The organism is Pseudomonas sp. FG6 (assembly GCF_057809015.1).
The window spans coordinates 1-22,255 of the sequence record NZ_JBMDJD010000055.1; the positions used below are offsets into that span (position 1 = coordinate 1).

Sequence of the window (22,255 nt, forward strand, 5' to 3'; positions counted from 1 at the left end):
GGCTGCTTCGCAGCCCAGCGGGAGCAAGCTCCCTCGCCACAGGGGGTGTGGTTGATTTGGGGGGCGGCGCTCGTTTAGGGGGGGGCCTCCGTGTATTGACCCATTTGCCACTGCCTGTGGGAGCAAAGCTTGCTCGCGATGGCGTCATCACTTTCAACATCGCTGCATGCTGACACACCGTCATCGCGGGCAAGCCTTGCTCCCACAGGTGGGTGATTGGGTTGCGGGAGATTGCGCAGGTGTATTGCACAGATCGTCAGGATCGAGCACCCGCCACCCGGTCAACACTCCCCCTGTGGCGAGGGGATTTATCCCCGCTGGGCTGCGCAGCAGCCCCAAACAAGCTGAATGCGGTCAGCCTGGAATACCTTGGTGGCAGATCTGGGGGCTGCTTTGCAGCCCAGCGGGAGCAAGCTCCCTCGCCACAGGGGGGGCCAACAGGCTTTGTCCGAATAGGCCTTCGCCCATAGCGCCCTGCTACACCGGCGAAATCGTCGCCAGTACACCGATCAGCAGGGTCAACGCCAGGAACCCGCCGAGAAAAAACGCCATCTTCGCCATGATTGCACCTGATCCTCACGAAAAAACTGCGCCATTCTGGCGTGAGGATCGGCCTCGTTACAGAGGCACCTGCCGGCAGAAAATACAGATCAGCAGCTTCCCCACCCGCCTGCAATCCGCTGCGCAACACCCTGCAAATTCCCGCTCCTTTTGCTGCATCGGACGCCCATGAAAACGGCCCGGCGTGCGTGAAAAACCGCCTGTAAGCCCCGGTTTAAAAGGACTCGAAAAAACCTGGCTCACTCCTTGATTGATGGCCGCCCCACCGGGCCACGCCTGCGCCCGGCCCGCCAATTTCAAGGAGAGCATCCATTGGCCACACCCTCGGCCTGGCTGACAGAACAGCCACTCCAGGCAGGCGAACGCCTGTACCTGGTCATCTGCAAGGCCAGCGAAGCCGATGCCCTGACCGCCCTGAACATGAGCGAACCCACCCGCCAGCTGCTGCCGATCTGGGGTGACACGCCCTACGCCTCCTGGCATGCGGTGATGCCCTACATCACAGAGCTGAAAGCCGAATCGGCATTCCTGCCCTGGGTCGCTGAAACCGATGCCCTCGACTGGGGGTGGCTGGCGGTGTCGCGCGCCGCCCCCAGCGAAGTGCTCGAACGCCTGCGCAGCCTCACCCAAGTGAACATGCCGGACGGGACCGCGGTGTTCTTCCGTTTCTGGGACGGACGCCAACTCCACCCGCTCCTCTCAGCCCTGGGGGATACGGCCTGGGAGGTCCTGCCGGTGTTCGAGCGCTACCTGATCAACGGCAAACCCTTGGCCGTCAAGCCTGGGCGAGTGCCGGCGGTGCGGGATTGGCCGTGGTGGGAAGTGCCCAGAACACTGCTCGCCACCTTGGCCCAGGAGAACCCGACGGCACGGATCGACAGCCTGATGCAATGGCTGGAAGACCAGCACCTTGACCTTTACACCGCCTGGCCCGAGGGCAACCTGCGGCTGAAGGTCGCCCGCATCGTCAGCCGCCAGGACGTGGCGGACAACCTCGAACGCGTCCTGCTGGACCACCTGCAGGCGGAGCGACGCTGATGTCGGCACAGGCGCACATCGACTTCGTCGACCAACAGCTGGACACCTTCAAGGACAGCTTGAAGCTTTATCGCAAACAGACCCAGGCCTGGTACGCACAACGAGCCGACGACATCAGTCGATTCGCCGACCTGCCCTCCCTGCTGGGCATGGACCGCGTCATCAAGGTCGGCGACAGCAGCAAGACGGTGGGCATGGCCGATGGGGATTTCGCCTCGAACGTGGTCCAGTGTCCGCTAAAAGGCCCGTTGCTGATCGAGAGCAAATTCGAATCGCTCTACGACATCCCCCTCGGCGACATCGAGGTCGACATCGTCGACGTGGCCAGCGGCGCCGTCAGCAAGGTCATGCTGGACGCCCAGGGCAAGGCCCGCTGGGACGAGGGCGAAGCCGGCCAGTACTACCAGATCCGCGTCCACAGCGAAGTGACACCCGCACAGATCGACGAACTGTTCGCCGCCTACACCGGGCTGACCGGCGAGTTGGAAAACTTCCTGCGCAACAAATGGGAAGGCCCCGGCGGGCATCGGCGACAGTGGTCGAGCGTATCGACGTCCGGCACCACCCTGGCCATCGGCAACGGCCTGCTCGAAGGCGGCTGGGAAGCCATCAAGGGTGTGTGGGACGGGATCAACCTGGTGCTCGACATCCTGCAAGACCCGGCGCAGTTCAGCGCACAACTGGGGGAAAGCGCCGAGCGCCTGATCGCCGCGGCCGAGCAAGCCCCGGACGTCATGAAAAAAGCCATGCTGCTGGCCAGTGACGAAGCCGCGCTGTTTTTGATGATGCATTGCGCGCTGGTCTGGCTCGCGAGCCTGCCGCCCATGCAAACCGCCGGCGAGTTTACCCGCATGGCCACCGCCGCGGTGATGGGCATCGCCATCGACATCGTGATTGCCGTGGTGCTGAGCGTGGCCGCGCAAGGCACGGGAGTCGTCTACCTCGCCGTGCGCCTTAAACGCTACGGCGAAATCATCTTCAACGCCGTGATGGGGTTCGTGGAATCGTTGTTCGCCATCATCCACGGGTTCATGGGCTACGTCGCCAAGTACGTTCCCGTAGCGGTACGGGGCACGGCCAAACCCATGAAGAAAGGCGCGGTCGAACTGCGGGTCGACGGCCAGCGCAACGCCCGGCTGGCCGGGCCGGTCGGCGACGACGACGCAGCCCGACAGGCAACCACGCCCGCCGGCCACAGCGCCGAACCCGTCGCCCGGACCTGCACCGACAAATGCCCAGTCTCGATGGTCACCGGCGAAGAGCTGCTGACGCTGGAAGACGGCACGCTCGACGGCTGCCTGCCCTTTGTCTTCACCCGCCTGTACCGCACCAGCGCCGTGGAAATCGACTGTGGCCTGGGCTACGGCTGGAGCCATTCGCTGGCACACCGCGTCGAGATCACCGGCGACGAAGTCGTCTGGACCGATCACGAAAACCGCGCCACGCCCTTTCCGCTGCCCAACGAACAACGCCCGGCGATCACCAACAGCCTCTCGCGGGCAGCGATTTACCTGGGGGAAAAGCCGTCCGAATTGATCCTGGCCCAGGCTGGTCAGCGCCCGGTCTTCTACCATTTCCAGCGCGACGCACAGGGCGTCACCTTGACCGCCATCAGCGACAGCCATGGCAATCGACTGCGCATTCAACGCGACTTCCTTGGGCGGATCAAACGACTCAAAAACGATGCCGGTCGGGCCTTGCTGCTGCGCTATGAGCGCAACCACATCATCGCCGTCGACTACCAGCAATTTCGCCCGGCAGACACCGAAGAGGCTTGCTGGAGCACCGTCCAGAAGCTGGTCACCTACCGTTACGATCCGCAGCAACGCCTGATCGAGGCCAGCAACGCAGCGGGCGAAACCGAGCACTACCGCTACGACGAACAGCACGTGATCGTCGAGCGGCAACTGGCCGGCGGCGCCCGTTTCTACTGGGCCTGGGAGCGCGCGGGCAAGTTGGCCCGGTGCGTTCGTCACTGGGCCAGCTTCGCGCAAATGGAGGCGCGTTACGCCTGGGACGACAACGGCAGTGTGACCGTGACCCACGCCGACGGCAGCCAGGAGGTGTATGTCCACGACGACACGGCGCGACTGGTGCGCAAGGTCGAGCCGGACGGCGGCGAGCACCTCAACGCCTACGACGAAAAAGGCCAGTTGATCGCCGAACAGGATCCGCTGGGGGCGGTCCGCGAATACCGCTACGACGAAAACGGCTGGATGATCGCCGTCATCCCGCCAGAAGACGAAGCGCACAGCTACGAGTACGTCAACGGCTTCGTCAGCGATGTTCACCGAGGCAAGGCCAGCTGGAAGTACCACCGCAACGCCCAGGGCGACATCACCCAACACACCGACCCCAACGGCCACAGCACCTTCTACAAATACGATGACCGTGGCCTGCCCCTGGTCATCAGCCATCCCGACGGCGGTTTCCACCATCTGGCCTGGAATCGCCTCGGCCAGTTGATCGAAGAAACCCTGCCGGACGGCCGGCGCCGGCGTTTTTCCTACGACGTCCAGGGACGTTTGCTCAGCCGCGAGGACGAACACGGGGCCCTCACCCAGTATCAATGGGACGCCGTCGGCCGCTTGTTGCAGCTGACCTTGCCCACGGGGGCGACCCGCGCCTGGACTTACAACGCCTACGGCAAGGTCACCGCCGAGCGCGACGAACTGGGGCGCACCACCCGCTACGAATACGCCGACGACCTGCACCTGGTCAGCCGCCGCCTCAACGCCGACGGCAGTGAGCTGAAATATCGCTACGACTCGGCGCGCCTGTTGCTCACCGACATCGAAAACGAATCCGGCGAGCACTACCGCCTCGACTACCACCCCAACGGCCTGATCCGCCAGGAAACCGGCTTCGACGGCCAACGCACCGCCTACGCCTACGACCTCAACGGCCAGTTGCTGGAGAAAACCGAGTTCGGCAGCGATGGCAGCCAGCGGGTCACGGCTTACCAGCGCGACAGCGCCGGACGCCTGCTGCGCAAAACCTTGCCCGACGGTGCCCAGGTTCACTACCGCTACGACGCCCTCGGCCGCCTGATCAGTGTCGACGACGGCCACTGGCCGCTGGCTTTCGAATACGACGCCCAGGACCGGCTGGTCAGCGAGCACCAGGGCTGGGCCAGCCTGGGCTATGGCTACGACGCCTGCGGCCAGCTCAATCACCTGCGCCTGCCGGACAACTGCACCCTCGACTACCACCACCAGCGTGGTGGCCGGTTACACCGCATCGACCTCAACGGCAGCTGTCTCACCGAGCACCGCTTTGACGGCACTCGCGAACGCCAGCGCCAGCAAGGCCGGCTGCTCAGCGAATACGCCTACGACGAACAGGGCCGCCTCAAGGCCCAGACCGTCTGGCAACAGCAATCACAGCAGGCCGAGCAACCACTGCTACCACTGCAACCGGTGCAGATGATCTGGCGCGATTACCGCTACAGCGCCAACGGCAACCTCGCGACCCTCACCGACAACCGCCGGGGCCGGCGCAACTACCAGTACGACCCGCTCGACCGACTGATTCGCATCGACCCTTTCCAGGCCGAGCCGGAACGCTTCGCCCACGACCCGGCCGGCAACCTCTTGCTGATGGACCGCCCCGGCCCCACCACCCTCAAGGGCAACCGCCTGACGATGGAGGGCGACCGCCACTACGACTACGACGCCTACGGCAACCTGGTCCGCGAACGCCGCGGCAAGGCCCAATGCCTCGTCACCGAATACCGCTACGACAGCCAGCACCGCCTGATCGGCGTCACCACCCCGGACGGCCGCGAAGCGTCCTACCGCTACGACGCCTTCGGCCGACGCATCAGCAAGACCGTCGACGGCCAGACCACCGAATTCATCTGGCAAGGCGAACAGGTCATCGCCGAAAGCGGCCCCCGGCATTACCGCAGCTACCTCTACGAACCCGGCACCTTCCGCCCCTTGGCGATGCTCGACGGCGAAGGCCCACTCAAGGCCTGCCCGTTCTACTACCACCTCGACCACCTCGGCACGCCCCAGGAACTGACCAGCTACCGCGGCGACATCGTCTGGTCGGCGCGCTACACCGGCTACGGCAAACTCCTCGACGTCCAACACGGCGGCGGCGAACAACTCGACCAACCGCTGCGTTTCCAAGGCCAGTACTTCGACGCGGAAAGCGGCCTGCATTACAACCGGCACCGCTACTACAATCCCGAGACCGGCCGCTACCTGACGCCTGACCCGAGCAAGCTGGCGGGTGGGTTGAATGGGTATAGGTACACCCTCAACCCCACGGGGTGGGTGGATCCGTTGGGGTTGAATGGATGTCCCGAGGCGGGTAGCGGGAAATCGATCGGAAAATTAGACGATCCATCTCTTACAGCCACTGTAAATGAAGGAGTCCCACCAGCTCCGGCCCCGTCGAAACCTGACAAATGGAGTCGAGAACCTAAAAGCATCCAAGATCAGATGACATTACAAGCGGCAAAAGAAGGCCATGGAGCTATTATTATTGAAGACCTCAACGATCCTTTGTTCAAAGGATTGGATAAATGGGAGCTAAGACTAAAATCAAAAAACGGAAATGACTCCGTAGTACATTATGTTCGGGACCCGAAAACCGGCGAGCTCAAAGATTTTAAATTCAAAAAACATAGTATCGACAACATCAGGCCGTGGGGAAATGATCCTGCCGTACCACCTGGAGCCAAAACAAAATGAAAGCCCTCTGTAAAATCAACAATATAAATGAAGTGCCTAAACCAGAAACCATAACACGGTTAAAAAAATATATATCCATGCCCGATGGAGAAGTAGACCTTCAAATCGGAAAGGAGTATGTCATCTACGGAATAGAATTCCGAGACAACTGCCCATGGTTCTATATTTGCTCAGAAAATGACGATGAGTACCCGAAACCTTTTGCGGCAGATCTTTTTGAAATCACCGACAAACAGCCATCCACTTACTGGCAGTTAAATTTCAAGAGCAAGGAAAACAACAAAAACCAAACCCAGTTGGTTTTTCGCGAATGGGCAGAAGACGCAAGCTATTACGAGCGTCTAGTAGATAGCGAGGAAAGTGCCATGATTATATTTGAACACTATAAAAAACTCATGAATGCTGAAAGATTCAACATGCCAAGACATGAAGATTAAGCCTCCCTTACGCGGTACGTATCGCATGACCGACGAGTTAAAGAATTACCGGAATAAAACACCTCGCGTGGCGAGGGAGCTTGCTCCCGCTGGGCTGCGTAGCAGCCCCAAGCAAGCAGTACGCGGTTTACCTGATGGACCTCGGTGACAGATTTAGGGCTGCTGCGCCCGAGGCGTCGGACCGACCCAGCGGGAGCAAGCTCCCTCGCCACAAGGTCATCGCCTGGCGTTAGTGCTGTGGTGTTCTTGATCCTGCTGGAGATGCCCTGCGCGCCACGCTCTACGCAAACACCTCTTAACCCTTCCCGCCGATATACCAAAGTATATTTCCCCACCCCCAATCATCGTAGCCATCCCCCACCACAGCGCCTAATCTTGCCGGGCGCTCAACACCGCCCATTACAAACGTCCCAACAGCCTGATCGCCAAACACCGTTGGCGCGGTCATCCCTGGCCTTGAATAAAGCAACCGAGGTGCCCCATGCGTTCTTCATTCACCGCACCTGCGTTTTCAACCGTCAAGCACAACGCCCAAGTGCCCCATGGTTCCTGGTGGGCCGATGTTGTGCTGCTGGGTTTGGTTGCGCTCGTAGGGGGCTTGGTCTTTCATGGTTTCGATCAGATGAGCCAGCCCTTGGGCGTGCTGGATTCATCGCCGTTGTCGCTGGACTTGATCCACCTGCCGGAATACACCCTGCGCACCACGTTGCGCATGTTCATCGCGTTGTTCGCCTCGTTCGTTTTCTCTCTGGTCATTGCCACGCTGGCGGCGAAAAGCCGCAAGGCAGCCGTCGTGATCCTGCCCGCGCTGGATATCCTGCAATCCGTGCCAGTGCTGGGGTTTCTCACGTTTACCGTGGTGTTTTTCATGGGGCTGTTCCCCGGCAAGGAAACGGGGGTGGAGTGCGCGGCGATCTTCGCCATTTTCACCAGCCAGGTCTGGAACATGACCTTCAGCGTCTACCAATCATTGAGGACCGTGCCTCACGACCTGTACGAAGTCAGTCGACAATTCGGCTTTTCGCCCTGGCAGCGCTTCGTCCGGCTGGAGTTGCCCTTCGCCACGCCGGGGCTGGTGTGGAACATGATGATGTCGATGTCCGGCGGCTGGTTTTTCGTGGTGGCCTCCGAAGCCATTACCGTGGGCGATACCACCGTCAACTTGCCCGGCATCGGCTCGTGGCTGGCCCTGGCGATCGAGCAGAAAAACATCGCGGCCATCGCCTGGGCGGTGTTGGCGATGGCGGTGGCGATCAAGCTGTACGACCTGTTGTTTTTCCGGCCGATCGTGGCCTGGGCGGACAAGTTTCGCTTCGAGCAGACCGCCGCGCAGAAGCGTCCTCGCTCCAGGGTCTATGAACTGTTGAGGTCCGCTCGCCTGGCGCCGTTGGTGTCCCAGGCGTTGAGGGAGATCAAGTCCTCGTTATGCCTGGACAAGCTGCCAGCGCTTCCCCTCACCCGGTTTAAAACCAGTGCCCGCTTCAACCGTGCGATGGACCGGGCCTGGATCATCCTGGTCGCCCTGGCGTGCATGGTCGGCGTGCTCCAGTTGTCGCAGTTCATTGGCAGCACGTTGGGCCTTGGAGACGTCGTCGACGCCTTTGGCCTGGGGCTGGCGACGATGGTGCGGGTCGCGGTGCTCATCGTCCTGGCGAGCCTGGTGTGGGTACCCGTCGGCGTCTGGATCGGCCTGAACCCGCGCTGGGCCGAGCGCTTGCAACCCGTCGCGCAATGGCTGGCGGCGTTCCCGGCCAACGTGCTGTTTCCGTTCGCCGTGGTGGCCATCGTTGCGCTGAAGTTGAACCCGGATATCTGGCTCTCGCCGCTGATGATACTGGGCACCCAGTGGTACATCCTGTTCAACGTGATTGCCGGGGCCAGCGCCTTGCCGACCGATCTGCGGGAGGCCGCGCGCAGTTTTCATGTGCGCGGTTGGCAGTGGTGGCGCCAGGTCGCGCTGCCTGGGGTGTTTCCTTACTACGTCACCGGAGCCCTGACCGCCGCTGGCGGGTCGTGGAACGCCAGTATCGTCGCCGAAGCGGTTTCCTGGGGCGACGAGCATGTGTACGCCTCCGGCCTGGGCGCCTACATCGCCCAGGCCACGGCGGCCGGGGATCTGCAGCGCGTGGCGCTGGGGGTCCTGGTCATGTCGATTTTTGTCGTGGGGTTCAACCGCCTGCTGTGGCGGCCCCTGTACGGTTTCGCCGAGCGTCGGCTTCGCATTGATTGAGGGGTGAGCCCAATGCACGTCATGGAAAAACGTTGCCTGGTGGATGTCCAGCAACTGGGGCATGTCTACGGCACCGCAGGCGGCGCCGAGCGAAGGGTCTTGGACAACGTCTGCATGCGCCTGGACGACGGCGAAGTGGTCGGGTTGCTGGGCCGCTCCGGCTCGGGCAAGTCGACCCTGCTGCGCTCCATCGCCGGCCTGATTGCGCCCAGTGCCGGCGGGGTGGATTTCCCGCTCGATGCGCAGGGCTTGCCGAGTTCGGTTCGCATGGTCTTCCAGAGCTTTGCCCTCTTCCCCTGGCTGACCGTGCTGCAAAACGTCGAGGTCGGCCTGGAGGCGCTGGACGTGGCAGCACCGGAACGGCGCCGACGAGCCCTGGCTGCCATCGACTTGATTGGCCTGGACGGCTTCGAAAGCGCGTTTCCCAAGGAACTCTCGGGCGGCATGCGCCAGCGCGTTGGCCTGGCGCGGGCGCTGGTCGTCGCCCCGGATGTGTTGTTGATGGACGAGCCGTTTTCGGCGCTGGACGTCCTCACCGCCGAAACCCTGCGCACCGACCTGCTGGAGCTGTGGCGCGAAGGGCGGATGCCGATCAAGTCGATCCTGATGGTCACCCACAACATCGAGGAAGCGGTGCTGATGTGTGATCGCATCTTGATTTTTTCCTCCAACCCAGGGCGCATCCAGCGCGAGATCACCGTGGACCTGCGCCAGCCACGCCATCGCTCGGACCCGGCTTTCCAAGCCCTGGTGGAGCACATTTACGTGCAGATGGCCGGCGGTGCCGATTCGGCCTCGCCTCGCCAGGGGCCGTTTGCCGGCAACGGCGTCAGCATGGTCTTGCCGTCGATCTCCAGCAATGCCCTGGCCGGTTTGATCGAGGCCGTGCACGACCAGCCTTACCAGGGCCGCGCCGATTTGCGCGAGCTTGCTGGGGCATTGCGCTCCAGCCCCAGCGATCTTTTTCCGGTGGCCGAGGTGCTGCAACTCATGCGCCTGGCCGAGATGCACGACGGCCACATCACCCTGTTGCCGGCCGGACACCGCTACGCCCAGTCGGACGTCGACGCGCGCAAGCAACTGTTTGCCCAGCAGTTGCTCAAGTACGTCCCGCTCGTGAGCCATGTGCGCCGGGTGCTCGATGACCGCCCTACCCGCACGGCACCGGCCCGGCGCTTTCGTGATCAGCTGGAAGACTTCATGTCCGAGCACGACGCCGCCATGACCCTCGATTGCGTCACGCAATGGGGACGCTACGCCGAGTTGTTCGCCTACGATGAAGTGGCGGACCTGTTCAGCCTGGACAATCCCTCGTGAGGCGATTCAAATGGCGTGATCCAGGCCGGATCAACGAGCGCAACGAGATGAACATCCAGTGAGAAGCACTCAAGTGATTCTGCGCCTGATACCGCTGTTGGGGTTGGCGCTGGGCATCGCCGCGATCGACACCGTCACCGACCTTGAAATCGCGGTCGGGGTGTTCCAGATCGGGGTGGTGCTGATCGCCGTGAGGATCCTGCCGGCGCGCGCGGTGGCAGGGATCTCGCTGTTCTGCATGGTCCTGACGATCCTGAGTTACCGGCTCACACGCTTCGGCGACACCGAGGCCGGGCTGATCAACGTGCTCATCAGCCTCGCCGCCATTGCCGGCACCACCTACCTGGCACTGCGGCTGTCGGCGGCCATCAGTGCCGTGCACACAACCCGCGCCCACCTGGCCCACATCGCCCGGGTCAACATGCTGGGCGAACTGGCCGCCTCCATCGCCCACGAAGTCAACCAGCCCTTGGCCGCCGTCGCCACCAGCGGCGGCGCGTGCCTGCGCTGGCTGGCCAGCGAACCACCCAACCTGCCCAAGGCGCGCCAAGCGGTGGAACGCATCATCGACGACACCCATCGGGCCAGCGACATCATCGCCCGGCTGCGCGGCATGGCCCGGCATCAAGCCCCGACGAAACAATGGCTGAACGTCGCCGACACACTCAACGCCGCGCTGCACCTGTTGGCCGGAGAGCTGAACGAACATAACATCGTCGTGCACGTGCACGTCGAGGAAGGCTTGCCGCCGATGCTGGCCGATGACGTGCAAATCCAGCAGGTCATCCTCAACCTGGCGATGAACGCCATCGACGCCATGCGCCAGGTGGAGCCGGAGCACAGAGTGCTGACGCTGCATGCCGGGCTGGACAACACCCGCCAACTGCTCTTCAGCGTCGGCGACCAAGGCACCGGCCTCACGCCCGGCGACCTGGAACGGGTGTTCGATGCCTTCTACAGCACCAAACACGCCGGCATGGGCATGGGCTTGGCGATCTGCCGTTCCATCATCGAAGCCCATGACGGCCGTCTCTGGGCCTCGAACAATCCGCCCTCAGGCGCGACCTTCCACTTCACCCTGCCGGCCGTGACAAGGGAACCCGATGAGCGAAACTGACACCCAGGAATCGGTGGTCTACATCGTCGACGACGACCACTCCGTGCGCGCCTCGCTGCAAGACCTGCTCGCCTCCGTGGGCCTGGCGAGCCTGGCCTTCGGCTCCGCGCGCGAGTTCATGGCCGCGACGCTGCCGGATGCCCCCGCGTGCCTGATCCTGGACGTGCGCATGCCGGGCTTGAGCGGGCTGGATTTCCAACAGGAAATGGCCCGCTTGAACATCCGCGTCCCGGTGGTGTTCATCACCGCCCACGGCGACATCCCCATGTCCGTCAAGGCCATGAAGGCCGGCGCCCTGGAATTCCTGACCAAACCCTTCCGCGAACAAGACCTGCTCGACGCCATCAGCCTGGGCCTGAACCGCGACCGCGAACGGCGCGCGGCAGAGGCGCAGGTCGATGAGTTGAAGCAACGCCATGCCGGGCTGACCGACGGCGAGCGCGACGTGATGGACCTGGTGGTGTCGGGGCTGCTGAACAAACAAGTGGCGGCGCGACTGGGCCTGAGCGAAGTGACGGTCAAGGTTCGGCGCGGCGCCCTGATGCGCAAGATGAACGCCGATTCGTTGGCCGCACTGGTGAAAATGTCGGAGCGGCTCAAGGGGACAAATTCATAGACAAGTGCGCTGTGATCGCAGCTATGATGCCGTGCGCCCCAAGACGGGCGGCGTTGCAGACAACCCTCAAGGACCCCGGTATGACTTTCCTGCCATCGCGCTCCAGCCTCTTCGTCTCCACCCTCTTGATCAGCTCCTTGTGCCTGGCCGAAGGCGAGCCCACCAGCAGCACCATCAAGGACTCGACCAAGGCCGCCGTCTCGACATTCGTCACCGCCGGCAAGAACCTCTTGGGCGGCGTCAGCGAAGGCGTGCTCGACGGCCGCGAATCGGCCCAGGGCACCGACGGCGCGGCGATTATCTCCTCCCACGAACAAATGAAAGACCGCATCACCGTCGAAGTGCTGAAGTTCGAACCCGGCGAGGAACGCGCCACCGTGACCCTGGGCTTTCGCAACAGCACCGACACCCAACTGCGCCTGATCAACCTCAAACAAACCGGCGCCCTGCTCGCCATCGACCAGGCCGGCTACGCCAACAACCTCATCAGCCAGGACAACCCCGACGACGTCACCGTCCCACCCAAAGCGGCCGTGCGGCAGAAGTTCGTGTTTGAAGGCTCGGACGAAGCCGTCAACACCGTGCGAGTGTGGGGCCAGGATTACAAGGTCAAGAAATAGCACGCTGGCGCAGGGCACAAACCCTGCGCCCCCCCAAATCCGCAGTGCGGAAGCAAGTACCCCCGCCACAAAGGCAACTGAACTCACATCCGTATCGCCAGATAAAACAATCCCCCGTGGCGAGGGAGCTTGCTCCCGCTGGGCGGCGAAGCCGACCCGAGCTTGACCAGTCAATGGTTTTGAATAAGTCAGACCCAGCCGTGTCAGAAGTCTCCGGCAAAACAGAGGCCCGACTCCTACGAAGGTTTAGGAAGCTGCCACCTTCCCGCTTGATCCACGAGCCCCCATAGTGATGTCCATCGCCCAGATGGCGATCAGGTTTGGCGACCTGAGGATCGGATCAGCCCTTTAACCTGATCGGAGTAATCCTATGAACAGATACATCCCCATCACCGGCATCGACTGCACACCCGCTTCCCTGCTCATCGATACCCAAGCGCCGCTTGACGTGATGCATGCAACGGCTGATTACCGAATACGCGTGGTGACTCAGGTACTGGAGAACATGGCGTTTCGTTCTGAGATCAGCAGCGATGCGGTGGTGCTTTCGGATTTTGCGCAGCTGCTGGTGATTCCGTTGCGGGATGGGTGTGATTTGTTGGAGGTGATTGGTCGGCGGCTTCAGGAGGATGTTAAGACTTGATAGGAGAACGGACGTTTGGGACATCCGCTTTGGGTTGGATGGTTGGGAGTCGCATCGGGTTGCTCACCCGTGTGCACGAGTGAAACCCAACCAGAAACCATCCTCGACGTCATAGCCCTTTACGATCGCGCGCTCATGTTAGCTGAACCCGAGACGCACCAAGGCCGGGGTATCTCCGGCCATTTTGCTCACGTACTATGTCAGGATGAGTGGTTGATCAGCACCTAGAGTGAAGCATGCCCAAAGATTTTTATCGAAGCCAAGGGCGACAGAGTGCGGAGAGTTATTAATGACGCGTGTACGAGCATTTAAAGTATGTTGACTTCAATTGAACTGAAAAACTTTAAGAGCTACGAAAGCGCGAGCCTGCCGCTGTCGGCCATGACTTTTTTGATCGGCGCCAATGCCTCAGGCAAAAGCAATGTGCTTGAGGCAATCCGACTTCTCAACTGGTTGGCCAAGGGAAGCCGTCTGGATGACATCACTCGCTCTATTCAAAGTGGGGACGCCGTCGTTCGAGGGCAAGCAAACGATCTGCTGCGTGATCCTCAAGCCAGCTTCAGCCTCGGAGGTCGATTCGAGGGCATACCTCAAAGCTGGGATCATTTCGAGATATCAATTGGCCTGATAGCCGATCAACTGGTCGTTACGGCAGAAAGCGTTGTGAAACCGAACGAAGCAGTACCTTTGTATCAAATCGACGGTTTGGCTAACCCCCACACTGACGAAATCAGAGTGGCATACAACAACTTCAAGCGTGGGAAGAATAAGCCCCATATTCCTTGCTCAAACCGACAGGCCATTTTTTATCAGCTTGAAACCCCAGGTCGGTTCGAGTCGGGCCACCTTGAATCGCAGCGCGTGATTCCAACCGTGACAAAAGCTTTGCGTGAGACGCTGCGCAACGTCGTGTTCCTTGATCCGCGCCCCGCGCTAATGCGTGACTATGCGTATGTGAAAGACGACCTCATCAAAGAGGACGGCAGTAACCTTTCTGCTGTTCTCTACCGAATTTCCCAAACGTCGGAGCAGAAGGCAAAGCTGCTTGCATTCATCAAGTCATTGCCAGAACAAGACATCACGGATATCGAGTTCATCAAAACTGATCGCAACGATGTAATGGTTCGGTTGGTGGAATCCTTTGGGCAGAAAAGCAGGAAGGTAGATGCCCCCCTGCTCTCTGACGGCACGCTTCGCGTTCTGGCTATCGGTGCAGCTCTGCTGACGGCTCCTGCGGGAGCACTCGTGGTCATCGAAGAAATCGACAATGGCGTTCACCCTAGCAGGGCGGAAACCTTGGTAAAGCAACTTCAAGCCATCGCCGCCGAGAGGGAGCTACGAGTTCTATTAACCTCACATAACCCAGCGCTCATGGACGCGTTGCCTGACAGCGCGTTGGCTGATGTGGTGGCGTGTTATCGCGACCCGGAAGAAGGCGATAGCCGTTTGGTACGCCTGGGCGACCTGGAGCGATACCCAGAGTTGGTAGCCCAAGGTCCGCTAGGACAGCTCATGACTCGACGGGTCCTGGATCGTTTTTTAAAGGACCCTACCACCGAGGAACAGCGCAAGGCGCAAGCGATGGATTGGTTGGCCGGGCTTCGCCAGAGCACACAAGGAGGGGCGTAATGACCGCAGTTTGTTTGATCGACACGTCCATCTTCGTAGAAGTTCTCAATGTCCCCATGAAAGCCCAGCGACACCTTGAAACGCTCCAGCAGTTAGAGCAACGCATACAAGGGGGCGAATCCTTGTTCCTCCCGATGGCGACCATACTCGAAACGGGTAATCACATCGGACAGAACGGCGACGGCGGCACGAGACGCAGCTGTGCAGAACGATTCGTTCAGCAGGTCGATGCAGCGTTGACCGGGCGCTCTCCATTCAAAGCCATCAGCTTCTTGCAAGAGGATGAAATGCGCGCCTGGCTGGCGGAGTTTCCGACGCACGCAACGCATGGCAGTGGCCTTGGTGACCTGTCCATCATTCATGACTGGCAACGTCTTTGCTCACTGAATATGGCGAGACGTGTCTATATCTGGTCTGCTGATAGCCACCTCAACTCGTATGACCGAGCAGCTCGGCTGTGATGCCCATGGCGAGTTCAGTAGTTGCTCAGCATTTGAAAAAAAGGCGCGGATATTAAATCCTTCACCTTTTTGGCTTTCGCAATCGAGGCGTAAAAAGGACGTCCCGAATCTTGCGCTATCTATCAGACCGAAATTGGCCGTTTTAGGAAGCAGCATCAGGAACGATAGGGATATCGTTTTCGACTTGTGCATCGGAAGCTTGAAACAAAACGTCTTCATGCGCCGGCTTGATGACATAGGCATGGAGGTGTCGCAGCAGAAGTTTTTCGACGGCACCCGAAACTCCAGCATGGGGTCCTGAAACAACTACTAGTCGGTCGCCGACGCGGAAGCGTAGTTTCGATAGCGCAGCTTCATCAATAGTACGCTCCCACGCTGTCTTCTTACTTAATGTTTCTGGTGATTGAATACCGAACATTCGGTCGGAGAATACGTAAGCCTTTCGCAGCGGCTCGACCGCCGCCGACGCATTCCCAATTTCGAGCAAGTTGGTTCCGAGTTGAAAGGACTCGGTACGGATTTTTTCAAGAAGCACATCGTCAAATGGATATGTGAACATTACCCATTCCGATACACGCCCTTCGGGATTCCTTAGCTGAAATTCGTAGCCTCGCCAACTCAATGATGCCTCCGGTTCGTTGTCACCACTTGAGACCTCCAAATAGTTCCCATAATAAATATTGGGTAGACGCCAGAAATATTCATTGTTCCCGCTAGGAGGAGCATTTTGGCCGTGCCGACGATAAGTGAAGACAACGCCCGGCACAAAATTATCCCCCTTGAATATGATGGCAGCTTTATACCCACGATGAAGGCCATTTTCATTGTATGGAACAAGTGACCACGTCACTTCTTGCAACAACGGCTCGACGTTTTGTCCTCCTGCGGCTGCGTGATAGCCGCGCAGCGCTACCTCTTTGGAGTGATGAAAAGGCACACGTCCAGGTTGTTTCGGCATCATGCGAGTCTGAATCATTGCAAGCCATGACAAATCTTTCATTTCCGCGCTAGTAAGTGCAAGGCGTGCAGACGTCAATGCTGACTGCGCCTGCTGCAAATCCGACGCGAGACGTACCGTCTGCGCTTCTAGATCAACCACCCTTTCGTGTGATTCGTGGCGAGCATCTCTAAGCTCTTTCTCGAGTTTGTCATGTTTGGATTTTAAGCTTTCAACTCGTTCAACTAACGACGGATCGACCTGCTCTAATACCTTGTGCCTAAGTTCCGGTGCCAACTCGTGAAATTTTTCTAACAGATAACTAACGTTCCGCTCTTCGTCCACATCAGCGGAACTTCTTAACCTTTCCAATAATTGTGGAAAGAATGTATGAAGATCGACACCTGCAAAAAACTGTACCCGAGCTCGAGGAACAGCCGGTCCGAGGCTCGTCAGCACATGGTTATATTTCTGAATGATCTCCTGTTCGTCAGATTCATAGAACGCCCAAAGAACGTCAGGATTAAGCTCAGAGTCCGCCATCAGGTCTGAGAGGCTAGACATAAAAATATCATCCCACCCACCGCACCCCATGACGACCAGGGTTCGGTTTTGCAGTAGCTTTTCGAGTGATCGTTTCAGTTTTGGCCGTGGCTGGCTAATTTGCGCTGGCACATGCAATGTATCTGTTCCGTGCCAGTATCCATGTAGATGTACAACTTGGACGCCGGGACCTTGTGATTGACCAAGTGATCCGTCGTCATGCAGCGTCGTACGAAAATAGTTTCCATGAGCGGTCTGAACTGCGACTTGTATTAGCGGGTCGAAGTTGGTGGTCAGCACAGTTTTTCCGAGACGCCCTGAGTGATTTGCGAGTAGCTGTCCCAGTGCTATCAACGAAGGACGCAGATGCCATCCAACCGGATCTGCATCCAGCCCCTCACAAACTTCAGGATCCCTCCAATTTGGCTCCCCGATTTTGACAGAGTCTGCAGCGACAGGCTTACGAGCTCGAATCACGGCCCGGCGGATCACGTCGTTGGCAGCGTCCTGCCCTCTGAAGGCTTGTAGTTGTGCAAATGCGGCGCGATAGGCCTCGCCGACCTCATTCAAAGTAGATACTGGCGCGAATGCTTGCGGAGAACCGCTGAGAGCTTCCTCGACAAGAGCAAGAACCCCGGCAACATTCGGCACACCAGGCATATCATGGGCTTCAGGAATAGAAAGCGCGGATCCAAAAAAGAACACTATTTCCCGTGAGGCGTGGCCTACACGCTCAAGGAGAACATCAATATTGTGAAAATATAGTGCGGAATTACTCATCCTCGCCCCCTGGTTTTGGCATTCCAATGATCTTATCTCATTGGTGCCCGCCTTTTGTCGTATAGAGTGAAGGGTATGCGGTGTTTGTCGTTAACGAGGCGAAGGGCAGCACCGGGTCGAAAGCAGACCGCGCCGAACTTCCGTTCCTGGTCGTTTTTTGCCTATCGCGAAGGATGGCAACCGATCCATAGCCGCCAGTCAGCAGAGGCTGAAACCTGCCATTAGTAGTACTTCGAATCGGCAAACCCTTCACCGTCACTAATTCCATGGATTTGTACCAAGAGGAGAATCCTCTACTAGATCCACATACAAAGTATCGTAGTCCCTTGTAACCCTCTGAGCCTGGTGCCATCCGGCCTCGCTTTTTACCATGCGAACCTCTTGTACTGTCCGGCCGTTCTGCGCGTGCATAAAGATATTGAAGCTCCGGCTATCCCTACCGTCCATAGGGAAGCTCCCGAACATTGAATTTGTACCCGGCAGCAGTCGCTCAATATTGAAAAAATGATCAATAGTCAGCGCATTGCCTTCTCTCAAAAGGTCCAAGTCACAAACCCTAATTTCGATGTTTGTAAGCGGGTACTCGCCGCAATGAATCGCCATCAGCATCAGAGAACCCGGATTTGTGCCATCAAACGCGCACAGTACGCGGCAATAGCTTTCTCCCCCCGTTGTATAGCCAACAATGTCTTTGGCTTGCTTTTCCAAATGATTGGCCTGCTGTTCCATATGTCCCACTAGGGCAGTTAGTCGTTGCTCAACAGATGTTAATCCACCCTCAACCTTGAGCTGTTTTCGTACCCTGAACCATTGCCCGGATAAAAAACTCAAGAAAAAAAAAGCGGGTGCAAAGGTGCCGATGCAATTCAATACTGTCTGCTGCCACCCCGTACTCGTATCAGGCACTGATAGCATGCGCAATATTGTCCATAGCACAGCAAACGTAAGCGGGAACCAGAATTCCAAGATTATCTGTTTGAGTGTTTTCATAACTTTCCTTGTTGGTTCGCAACTTTTACTGGCAGTTGACACCTCTATAAGCTCGATTGAAAGCTGCTGCCGCACCTCTCCTGCACCATGGCGCATGTTAGCTGCGACCAGTAAAATCCAAGCTCCAATAAGGGCCGCTTTTGGCCGAAAGCGATCTGCCCCCCCTACTCAACCACCCCACCAACCACAACAATCCCACCCCCCTCCTTCTTAACCACCAACCGATTCCCCTCAACCCCCGCCTCAACCAACTCCGAACACCCCTCCACCGCCCGCGTCCCATCCACTCGCTCAGCCTTGGCATCGAAACTAAACACATAAGTAGACGCCGGGCACGCATTCCCGCCCTCCCCGGTGGACACAACCACCACATACCTACCCGGCCCAAACGTGTAGGCCTTTTCAATCGCCACGTAGCCGGTGTACTCAGGCTGTTCGACGATGGATTCCATCAGGTTCACCACGCCGGCGCGGGTTTGATAATTCAGCGCGGTGCCCGTTTCTTGGGTCTGGGTGGTGAACGGCCCGGCGCGTTCGGAGGTGGCGGGCAAGGTTTCATAGACTACGCCGGGGGGTGCTGGGGGTGCGGGCTTGGTGATTTGAGGAGTGGCGGTGGGTTTTGCGACGAGGCTTTGCTGGGGTTCGGGGAGGTCGCATTGGCCGTTTTTGCAGATGAAGTCGCCTTGGCAGTCGATGTCTTCCGTGCACTGGTTGGTTTCTTCGAAGGTGCTCTGGTCGGCCTTGGCGTAGCCGACGACAGCCAGTGCCAGGAGGGTGCAGGCAAACAGACGCTTCATCAGGAAGTCCCTTTCTTGGATATGGATAGCGGCCTGATGATACCAGCCAATCTTTCGAGAGGATGCCTCAGTTGTCTGTGACAAGCCCGTGCTTGTGTGCGTAGGCGTACAGGTCCACGCGGTTGGTCAGGCCCAGCTTGCTGTAGATCGATGTGAGGTGGTTACGCAGCGTGTGCTCGCTGATGTGCAGTTTTTCGGCCACCAACTTGCCAGGGGCTGAGGGGTCGCAGGCCAGCGATGCAATGGTTTGCTGTTCGCGACGCGTGAGCCTGGCGATTTTTTGTTGTTCCGGGTCCAGGTCCCGCACGGCTTTCTGGTGCGCCAGTTCAAGGAAAATACGGCTGGTCGCATTGCGATCGATCCAGAGTTCGCCGTCATGCACTTTTTCTATGGCTTTGAGCAATGTCGACGCGGATGCCGATTCCCGCTTATCCACCACGCCACGGGCGCCCGCCAGCACTGCATCGTCATGCAGGGTCATGTCGGTCGACCCTGTCACCACCAGGATCTTGGCTTTGGTCTGGCTGTGCAAGTCGGCCAGGGACTCGACACCGCCCTCGCCGTCCAGATCCAGCACCACCACATCGGGTGCGTGTTGGGGCTGCAAAAGCAGGTATTGCGCCACCGACGACACCGACCCCGCCAGCGCCAACCTCGGTCGAGCGCTTTCCACCAGGCGCTCAAGGCCCCAGGCCACGAGCGGTAGAGCTACCAACAAGACTTGAATGGGCATACGAGTCGCTGCCTCTCTAGGCGGGTTGTGTCAGCTGCCGCTAATGATAGCAACCGCTACGGCCTGTCGCCTTTTCCAAGGGGGCTTTGGGCAACTCCTCCCATGACATTTGTCCTATAACGCCCTGTTTTCCTGACGGATTGACTCCCAGAAAAAAAGGGAGCCCGCGCTCATGTAGAAAACAGTGGTCGTTCTTAAACTGCGGCCATGAAAGACACCTATCGAGTTGAGCACCGTGAACGAGTCGTCTTGTCGCTGCAGTTGATCGGCGGGGGCAGCGGTGTCACCCGTGACATCAGCGCCTGCGGTTTGTATTTCGAAACCGACAGCGAGCAACACGTGGGCAGCTTGATTGAGTTCGAGATCGAACTCGACACCCCCGGCGGTCCCATGAAGTTCAAGGCGCAAGGACAGATTGTGCGCATTGAGCCTCAAGGTGACAGGACCGGGGCGGGTGTGAAGCTGCTGGCCAGCCGATTGGTGCCGGTGGAATGAGATGTTCGTGGGTTGAGTAAGAGCCGACTCGTGGCGGTTAGCGGTCCGCAGCGGTTTTTTGCTCAGGATGAAGTTCTTCTTGGGAGAAAGACATGGCCAGTACTACAACCACCAGCGGCGGCACCGTTACCTCGTTTTCCAATACGCCGCAGGCGAAGGATGACGTATTCACCACCACTGAAAATCTGTCGGGGGTGGTGTATTGGGACGTCATGTCCAATGACCTCGGCGGCAACGCGAAGACACTCTGGTCACTCGACAATGCGGACAGTCTTTCCACGGCCACCAAGGTTTATGCGCCGAACGACCTCCTGGCCCAGGACACGGCGCGGGCTGAGGCGACAAGTTCTGACACCAGCTTGAACGGTGCAAGGATCTGGATCACCTCGGACGGCAAGGTTGGCTACGACGCCGCTGCTTTATCGTCTGCCTTCCAGGCACAACTCCAGTCGCTTGCTGTGGGCGAACTCCTGACGGACAGCTTTACCTATGCGATTCGCCTGGGTAACGGGACGCTCAGTTGGGCCACCGCGACGGTGCAGTTTTCGGGCATGAATGATGGCGTGACGATGAGCCTCGGCGCACAGGGCGGCGTGGTGACCGAAGACGCCAACACCACCGCGAGCACGACCGACTCGCTGGCAGCCAGCGGCACGATTGTCTTCAACGACGTCGACCTGAGTGACACACATACCGCAACGTTCGCGCCTGCGGAAGGCAACACGACTCATCTCGGAACGTTCGTGCTCTCGTCGGTAAACGAAGCCGCGAACGCGGCCAACGGTTCGATGCAATGGACGTACAACCTGAACAATACGGCGGCGCAGCACCTTGCCCAGGGTCAGACCGTTACTGAAACGTACCTGGTCACCATCAACGATGGGCATGGTTCGTCGGTGACGCAGAATGTGGTCGTCACCATTACCGGCACCAATGATGCGCCGACGGTGACCGCAGCAGAGGTGGAAACCGGCGCGGTGACCGAAGACGGCACCCTGGTAGCCAGCGGCAGCTTCGCCTTTGGCGACGTAGACCTGGCCGATCACGCCCATGCGACCAGCATCAGCGCGCCGGCCGGTGCGTTGGGTACGCTGGTAGCCACGGTCAGCAACGAAAGCACCGGCGATGCGACAGGCAGCGTGGGTTGGACCTATACGCTGAACAACAGCGCGGCGCAGTACCTGGCCGAGGGCGAGACCAAGACCGAAGTGTTCAAGGTAACGTTGACGGACGACTTCGGTGCGACGGTGAGCAAGGATGTAACGATTACCCTGACCGGCACCAATGACGCGCCGGTGCTCAGTTTCGCAACCGGCAACGATGCGGGCAGCGTGAAGGAAGACACCACTCTTAGCGTCAGCGGCCAGTTCAGCTCGGCCGATATCGATCACAACGCCACTGCCACTTGGAGTATTGCCGGGGCAAATGCCGGCACCTACGGTTCGATCGCCGTCGACAACAACGGCCTGTGGACCTACACCCTGGCCAATGGCACTGATGGCGTCGCCAGTGCCGTGCAATCCCTGAAGGCTGGCGAAAGCCACAATGACGTATTCACCGTACAGGTCAGCGACGGCCTCGGCGGCGTCGACACCCAGCAGGTAACCG

General features: G+C 59.3%; 17 protein-coding genes. 13 read left to right on the plus strand and 4 right to left on the minus strand.

Annotated features, from left to right (window positions below; all coding sequences use genetic code 11):
• Positions 1–873 precede the first annotated feature (873 nt).
• The 11 genes from ACODSJ_RS23435 (at position 874) to ACODSJ_RS23485 (ending at position 15,372) form a co-directional block, all read left to right on the plus strand.
• Positions 874–1,599, plus strand: coding sequence for a DUF4123 domain-containing protein (locus tag ACODSJ_RS23435; protein WP_489104009.1), 726 nt, complete (start codon positions 874–876; stop codon positions 1,597–1,599).
• On the plus strand, positions 1,599–6,302 hold the full coding sequence (locus ACODSJ_RS23440; RefSeq protein WP_489104010.1) for an RHS repeat-associated core domain-containing protein: 4,704 nt from the start codon (positions 1,599–1,601) through the stop codon (positions 6,300–6,302). Before ACODSJ_RS23435 ends, ACODSJ_RS23440 begins: the two co-directional genes overlap by 1 nt.
• Positions 6,299–6,739, plus strand: coding sequence for a hypothetical protein (locus ACODSJ_RS23445; protein ID WP_489104011.1), 441 nt, complete (start codon positions 6,299–6,301; stop codon positions 6,737–6,739). Before ACODSJ_RS23440 ends, ACODSJ_RS23445 begins: the two co-directional genes overlap by 4 nt.
• A 481-nt stretch (positions 6,740–7,220) precedes the next feature.
• Positions 7,221–8,969 carry an ABC transporter permease gene (locus tag ACODSJ_RS23450; protein ID WP_489104012.1) on the plus strand — a complete coding sequence of 583 codons (1,749 nt, stop codon included), beginning with the start codon at positions 7,221–7,223 and terminating at the stop codon, positions 8,967–8,969.
• Positions 8,970–8,981: 12 nt separating this feature from the next.
• On the plus strand, positions 8,982–10,286 hold the full coding sequence (locus tag ACODSJ_RS23455; RefSeq protein WP_489104013.1) for an ABC transporter ATP-binding protein: 1,305 nt from the start codon (positions 8,982–8,984) through the stop codon (positions 10,284–10,286).
• A gap of 73 nt (positions 10,287–10,359) precedes the next feature.
• Positions 10,360–11,403: a sensor histidine kinase gene (locus ACODSJ_RS23460; RefSeq protein WP_489104014.1), complete on the plus strand. Its 1,044-nt coding sequence runs from the start codon at positions 10,360–10,362 to the stop codon at positions 11,401–11,403.
• Entirely contained in the window at positions 11,390–12,019 is a 630-nt protein-coding gene (locus tag ACODSJ_RS23465) for a response regulator transcription factor (protein WP_489104015.1), read from the plus strand. Before ACODSJ_RS23460 ends, ACODSJ_RS23465 begins: the two co-directional genes overlap by 14 nt.
• Before the next feature lie 80 nt (positions 12,020–12,099).
• Positions 12,100–12,639: a hypothetical protein gene (locus ACODSJ_RS23470; protein WP_489104016.1), complete on the plus strand. Its 540-nt coding sequence runs from the start codon at positions 12,100–12,102 to the stop codon at positions 12,637–12,639.
• A gap of 370 nt (positions 12,640–13,009) precedes the next feature.
• The gene (locus ACODSJ_RS23475; protein ID WP_489104017.1) at positions 13,010–13,282 is read left to right on the plus strand and encodes a hypothetical protein; all 273 of its coding nucleotides are present in this window, start codon (positions 13,010–13,012) and stop codon (positions 13,280–13,282) included.
• A 315-nt stretch (positions 13,283–13,597) separates the two neighbouring features.
• Positions 13,598–14,911, plus strand: a complete 1,314-nt coding sequence (locus tag ACODSJ_RS23480) for an AAA family ATPase (RefSeq protein WP_489104018.1) — start codon at positions 13,598–13,600, stop codon at positions 14,909–14,911.
• Positions 14,911–15,372, plus strand: a complete 462-nt coding sequence (locus ACODSJ_RS23485) for a hypothetical protein (protein ID WP_489104019.1) — start codon at positions 14,911–14,913, stop codon at positions 15,370–15,372. Before ACODSJ_RS23480 ends, ACODSJ_RS23485 begins: the two co-directional genes overlap by 1 nt.
• A gap of 142 nt (positions 15,373–15,514) precedes the next feature.
• Here the strand turns inward: ACODSJ_RS23485 and ACODSJ_RS23490 are convergent, their stop codons facing one another.
• The 4 genes from ACODSJ_RS23490 to ACODSJ_RS23505 form a co-directional block, all read right to left on the minus strand.
• Positions 15,515–17,632, minus strand: a complete 2,118-nt coding sequence (locus ACODSJ_RS23490) for an SIR2 family protein (RefSeq protein ID WP_489104020.1) — start codon at positions 17,630–17,632, stop codon at positions 15,515–15,517.
• A 258-nt stretch (positions 17,633–17,890) separates the two neighbouring features.
• Positions 17,891–18,622, minus strand: coding sequence for a hypothetical protein (locus ACODSJ_RS23495; RefSeq protein WP_489104021.1), 732 nt, complete (start codon positions 18,620–18,622; stop codon positions 17,891–17,893).
• 164 nt (positions 18,623–18,786) lie between these two features.
• The gene (locus ACODSJ_RS23500; RefSeq protein ID WP_489104022.1) at positions 18,787–19,419 is read right to left on the minus strand and encodes a hypothetical protein; all 633 of its coding nucleotides are present in this window, start codon (positions 19,417–19,419) and stop codon (positions 18,787–18,789) included.
• Positions 19,420–19,486: 67 nt separating this feature from the next.
• The gene (locus ACODSJ_RS23505) at positions 19,487–20,152 is read right to left on the minus strand and encodes a LuxR C-terminal-related transcriptional regulator (RefSeq protein ID WP_489104023.1); all 666 of its coding nucleotides are present in this window, start codon (positions 20,150–20,152) and stop codon (positions 19,487–19,489) included.
• Positions 20,153–20,401: 249 nt separating this feature from the next.
• Between ACODSJ_RS23505 and ACODSJ_RS23510 the strand changes: the two genes are divergently transcribed.
• Both ACODSJ_RS23510 and ACODSJ_RS23515 read left to right on the plus strand, forming a co-directional pair.
• Positions 20,402–20,647, plus strand: coding sequence for a PilZ domain-containing protein (locus tag ACODSJ_RS23510; protein ID WP_489104024.1), 246 nt, complete (start codon positions 20,402–20,404; stop codon positions 20,645–20,647).
• A gap of 92 nt (positions 20,648–20,739) precedes the next feature.
• The coding region (locus ACODSJ_RS23515) for a VCBS domain-containing protein (RefSeq protein WP_489104025.1) at positions 20,740–22,255 on the plus strand (1,516 nt) is incomplete at its 3' end.

Coding starts and splice junctions, on each gene's coding strand:
- ACODSJ_RS23440 (WP_489104010.1), top strand. CDS start 1,599: ATGTCGGCACAGGCGCACATCGACTTCGTCGACCAACAGCTGGACACC.
- ACODSJ_RS23445 (WP_489104011.1), top strand. CDS start 6,299: ATGAAAGCCCTCTGTAAAATCAACAATATAAATGAAGTGCCTAAACCA.
- ACODSJ_RS23450 (WP_489104012.1), top strand. CDS start 7,221: ATGCGTTCTTCATTCACCGCACCTGCGTTTTCAACCGTCAAGCACAAC.
- ACODSJ_RS23455 (WP_489104013.1), top strand. CDS start 8,982: ATGCACGTCATGGAAAAACGTTGCCTGGTGGATGTCCAGCAACTGGGG.
- ACODSJ_RS23465 (WP_489104015.1), top strand. CDS start 11,390: ATGAGCGAAACTGACACCCAGGAATCGGTGGTCTACATCGTCGACGAC.
- ACODSJ_RS23470 (WP_489104016.1), top strand. CDS start 12,100: ATGACTTTCCTGCCATCGCGCTCCAGCCTCTTCGTCTCCACCCTCTTG.
- ACODSJ_RS23475 (WP_489104017.1), top strand. CDS start 13,010: ATGAACAGATACATCCCCATCACCGGCATCGACTGCACACCCGCTTCC.
- ACODSJ_RS23480 (WP_489104018.1), top strand. CDS start 13,598: ATGTTGACTTCAATTGAACTGAAAAACTTTAAGAGCTACGAAAGCGCG.
- ACODSJ_RS23485 (WP_489104019.1), top strand. CDS start 14,911: ATGACCGCAGTTTGTTTGATCGACACGTCCATCTTCGTAGAAGTTCTC.
- ACODSJ_RS23490 (WP_489104020.1), bottom strand. CDS start 17,632: ATGAGTAATTCCGCACTATATTTTCACAATATTGATGTTCTCCTTGAG.
- ACODSJ_RS23495 (WP_489104021.1), bottom strand. CDS start 18,622: ATGAAAACACTCAAACAGATAATCTTGGAATTCTGGTTCCCGCTTACG.
- ACODSJ_RS23500 (WP_489104022.1), bottom strand. CDS start 19,419: ATGAAGCGTCTGTTTGCCTGCACCCTCCTGGCACTGGCTGTCGTCGGC.
- ACODSJ_RS23505 (WP_489104023.1), bottom strand. CDS start 20,152: ATGCCCATTCAAGTCTTGTTGGTAGCTCTACCGCTCGTGGCCTGGGGC.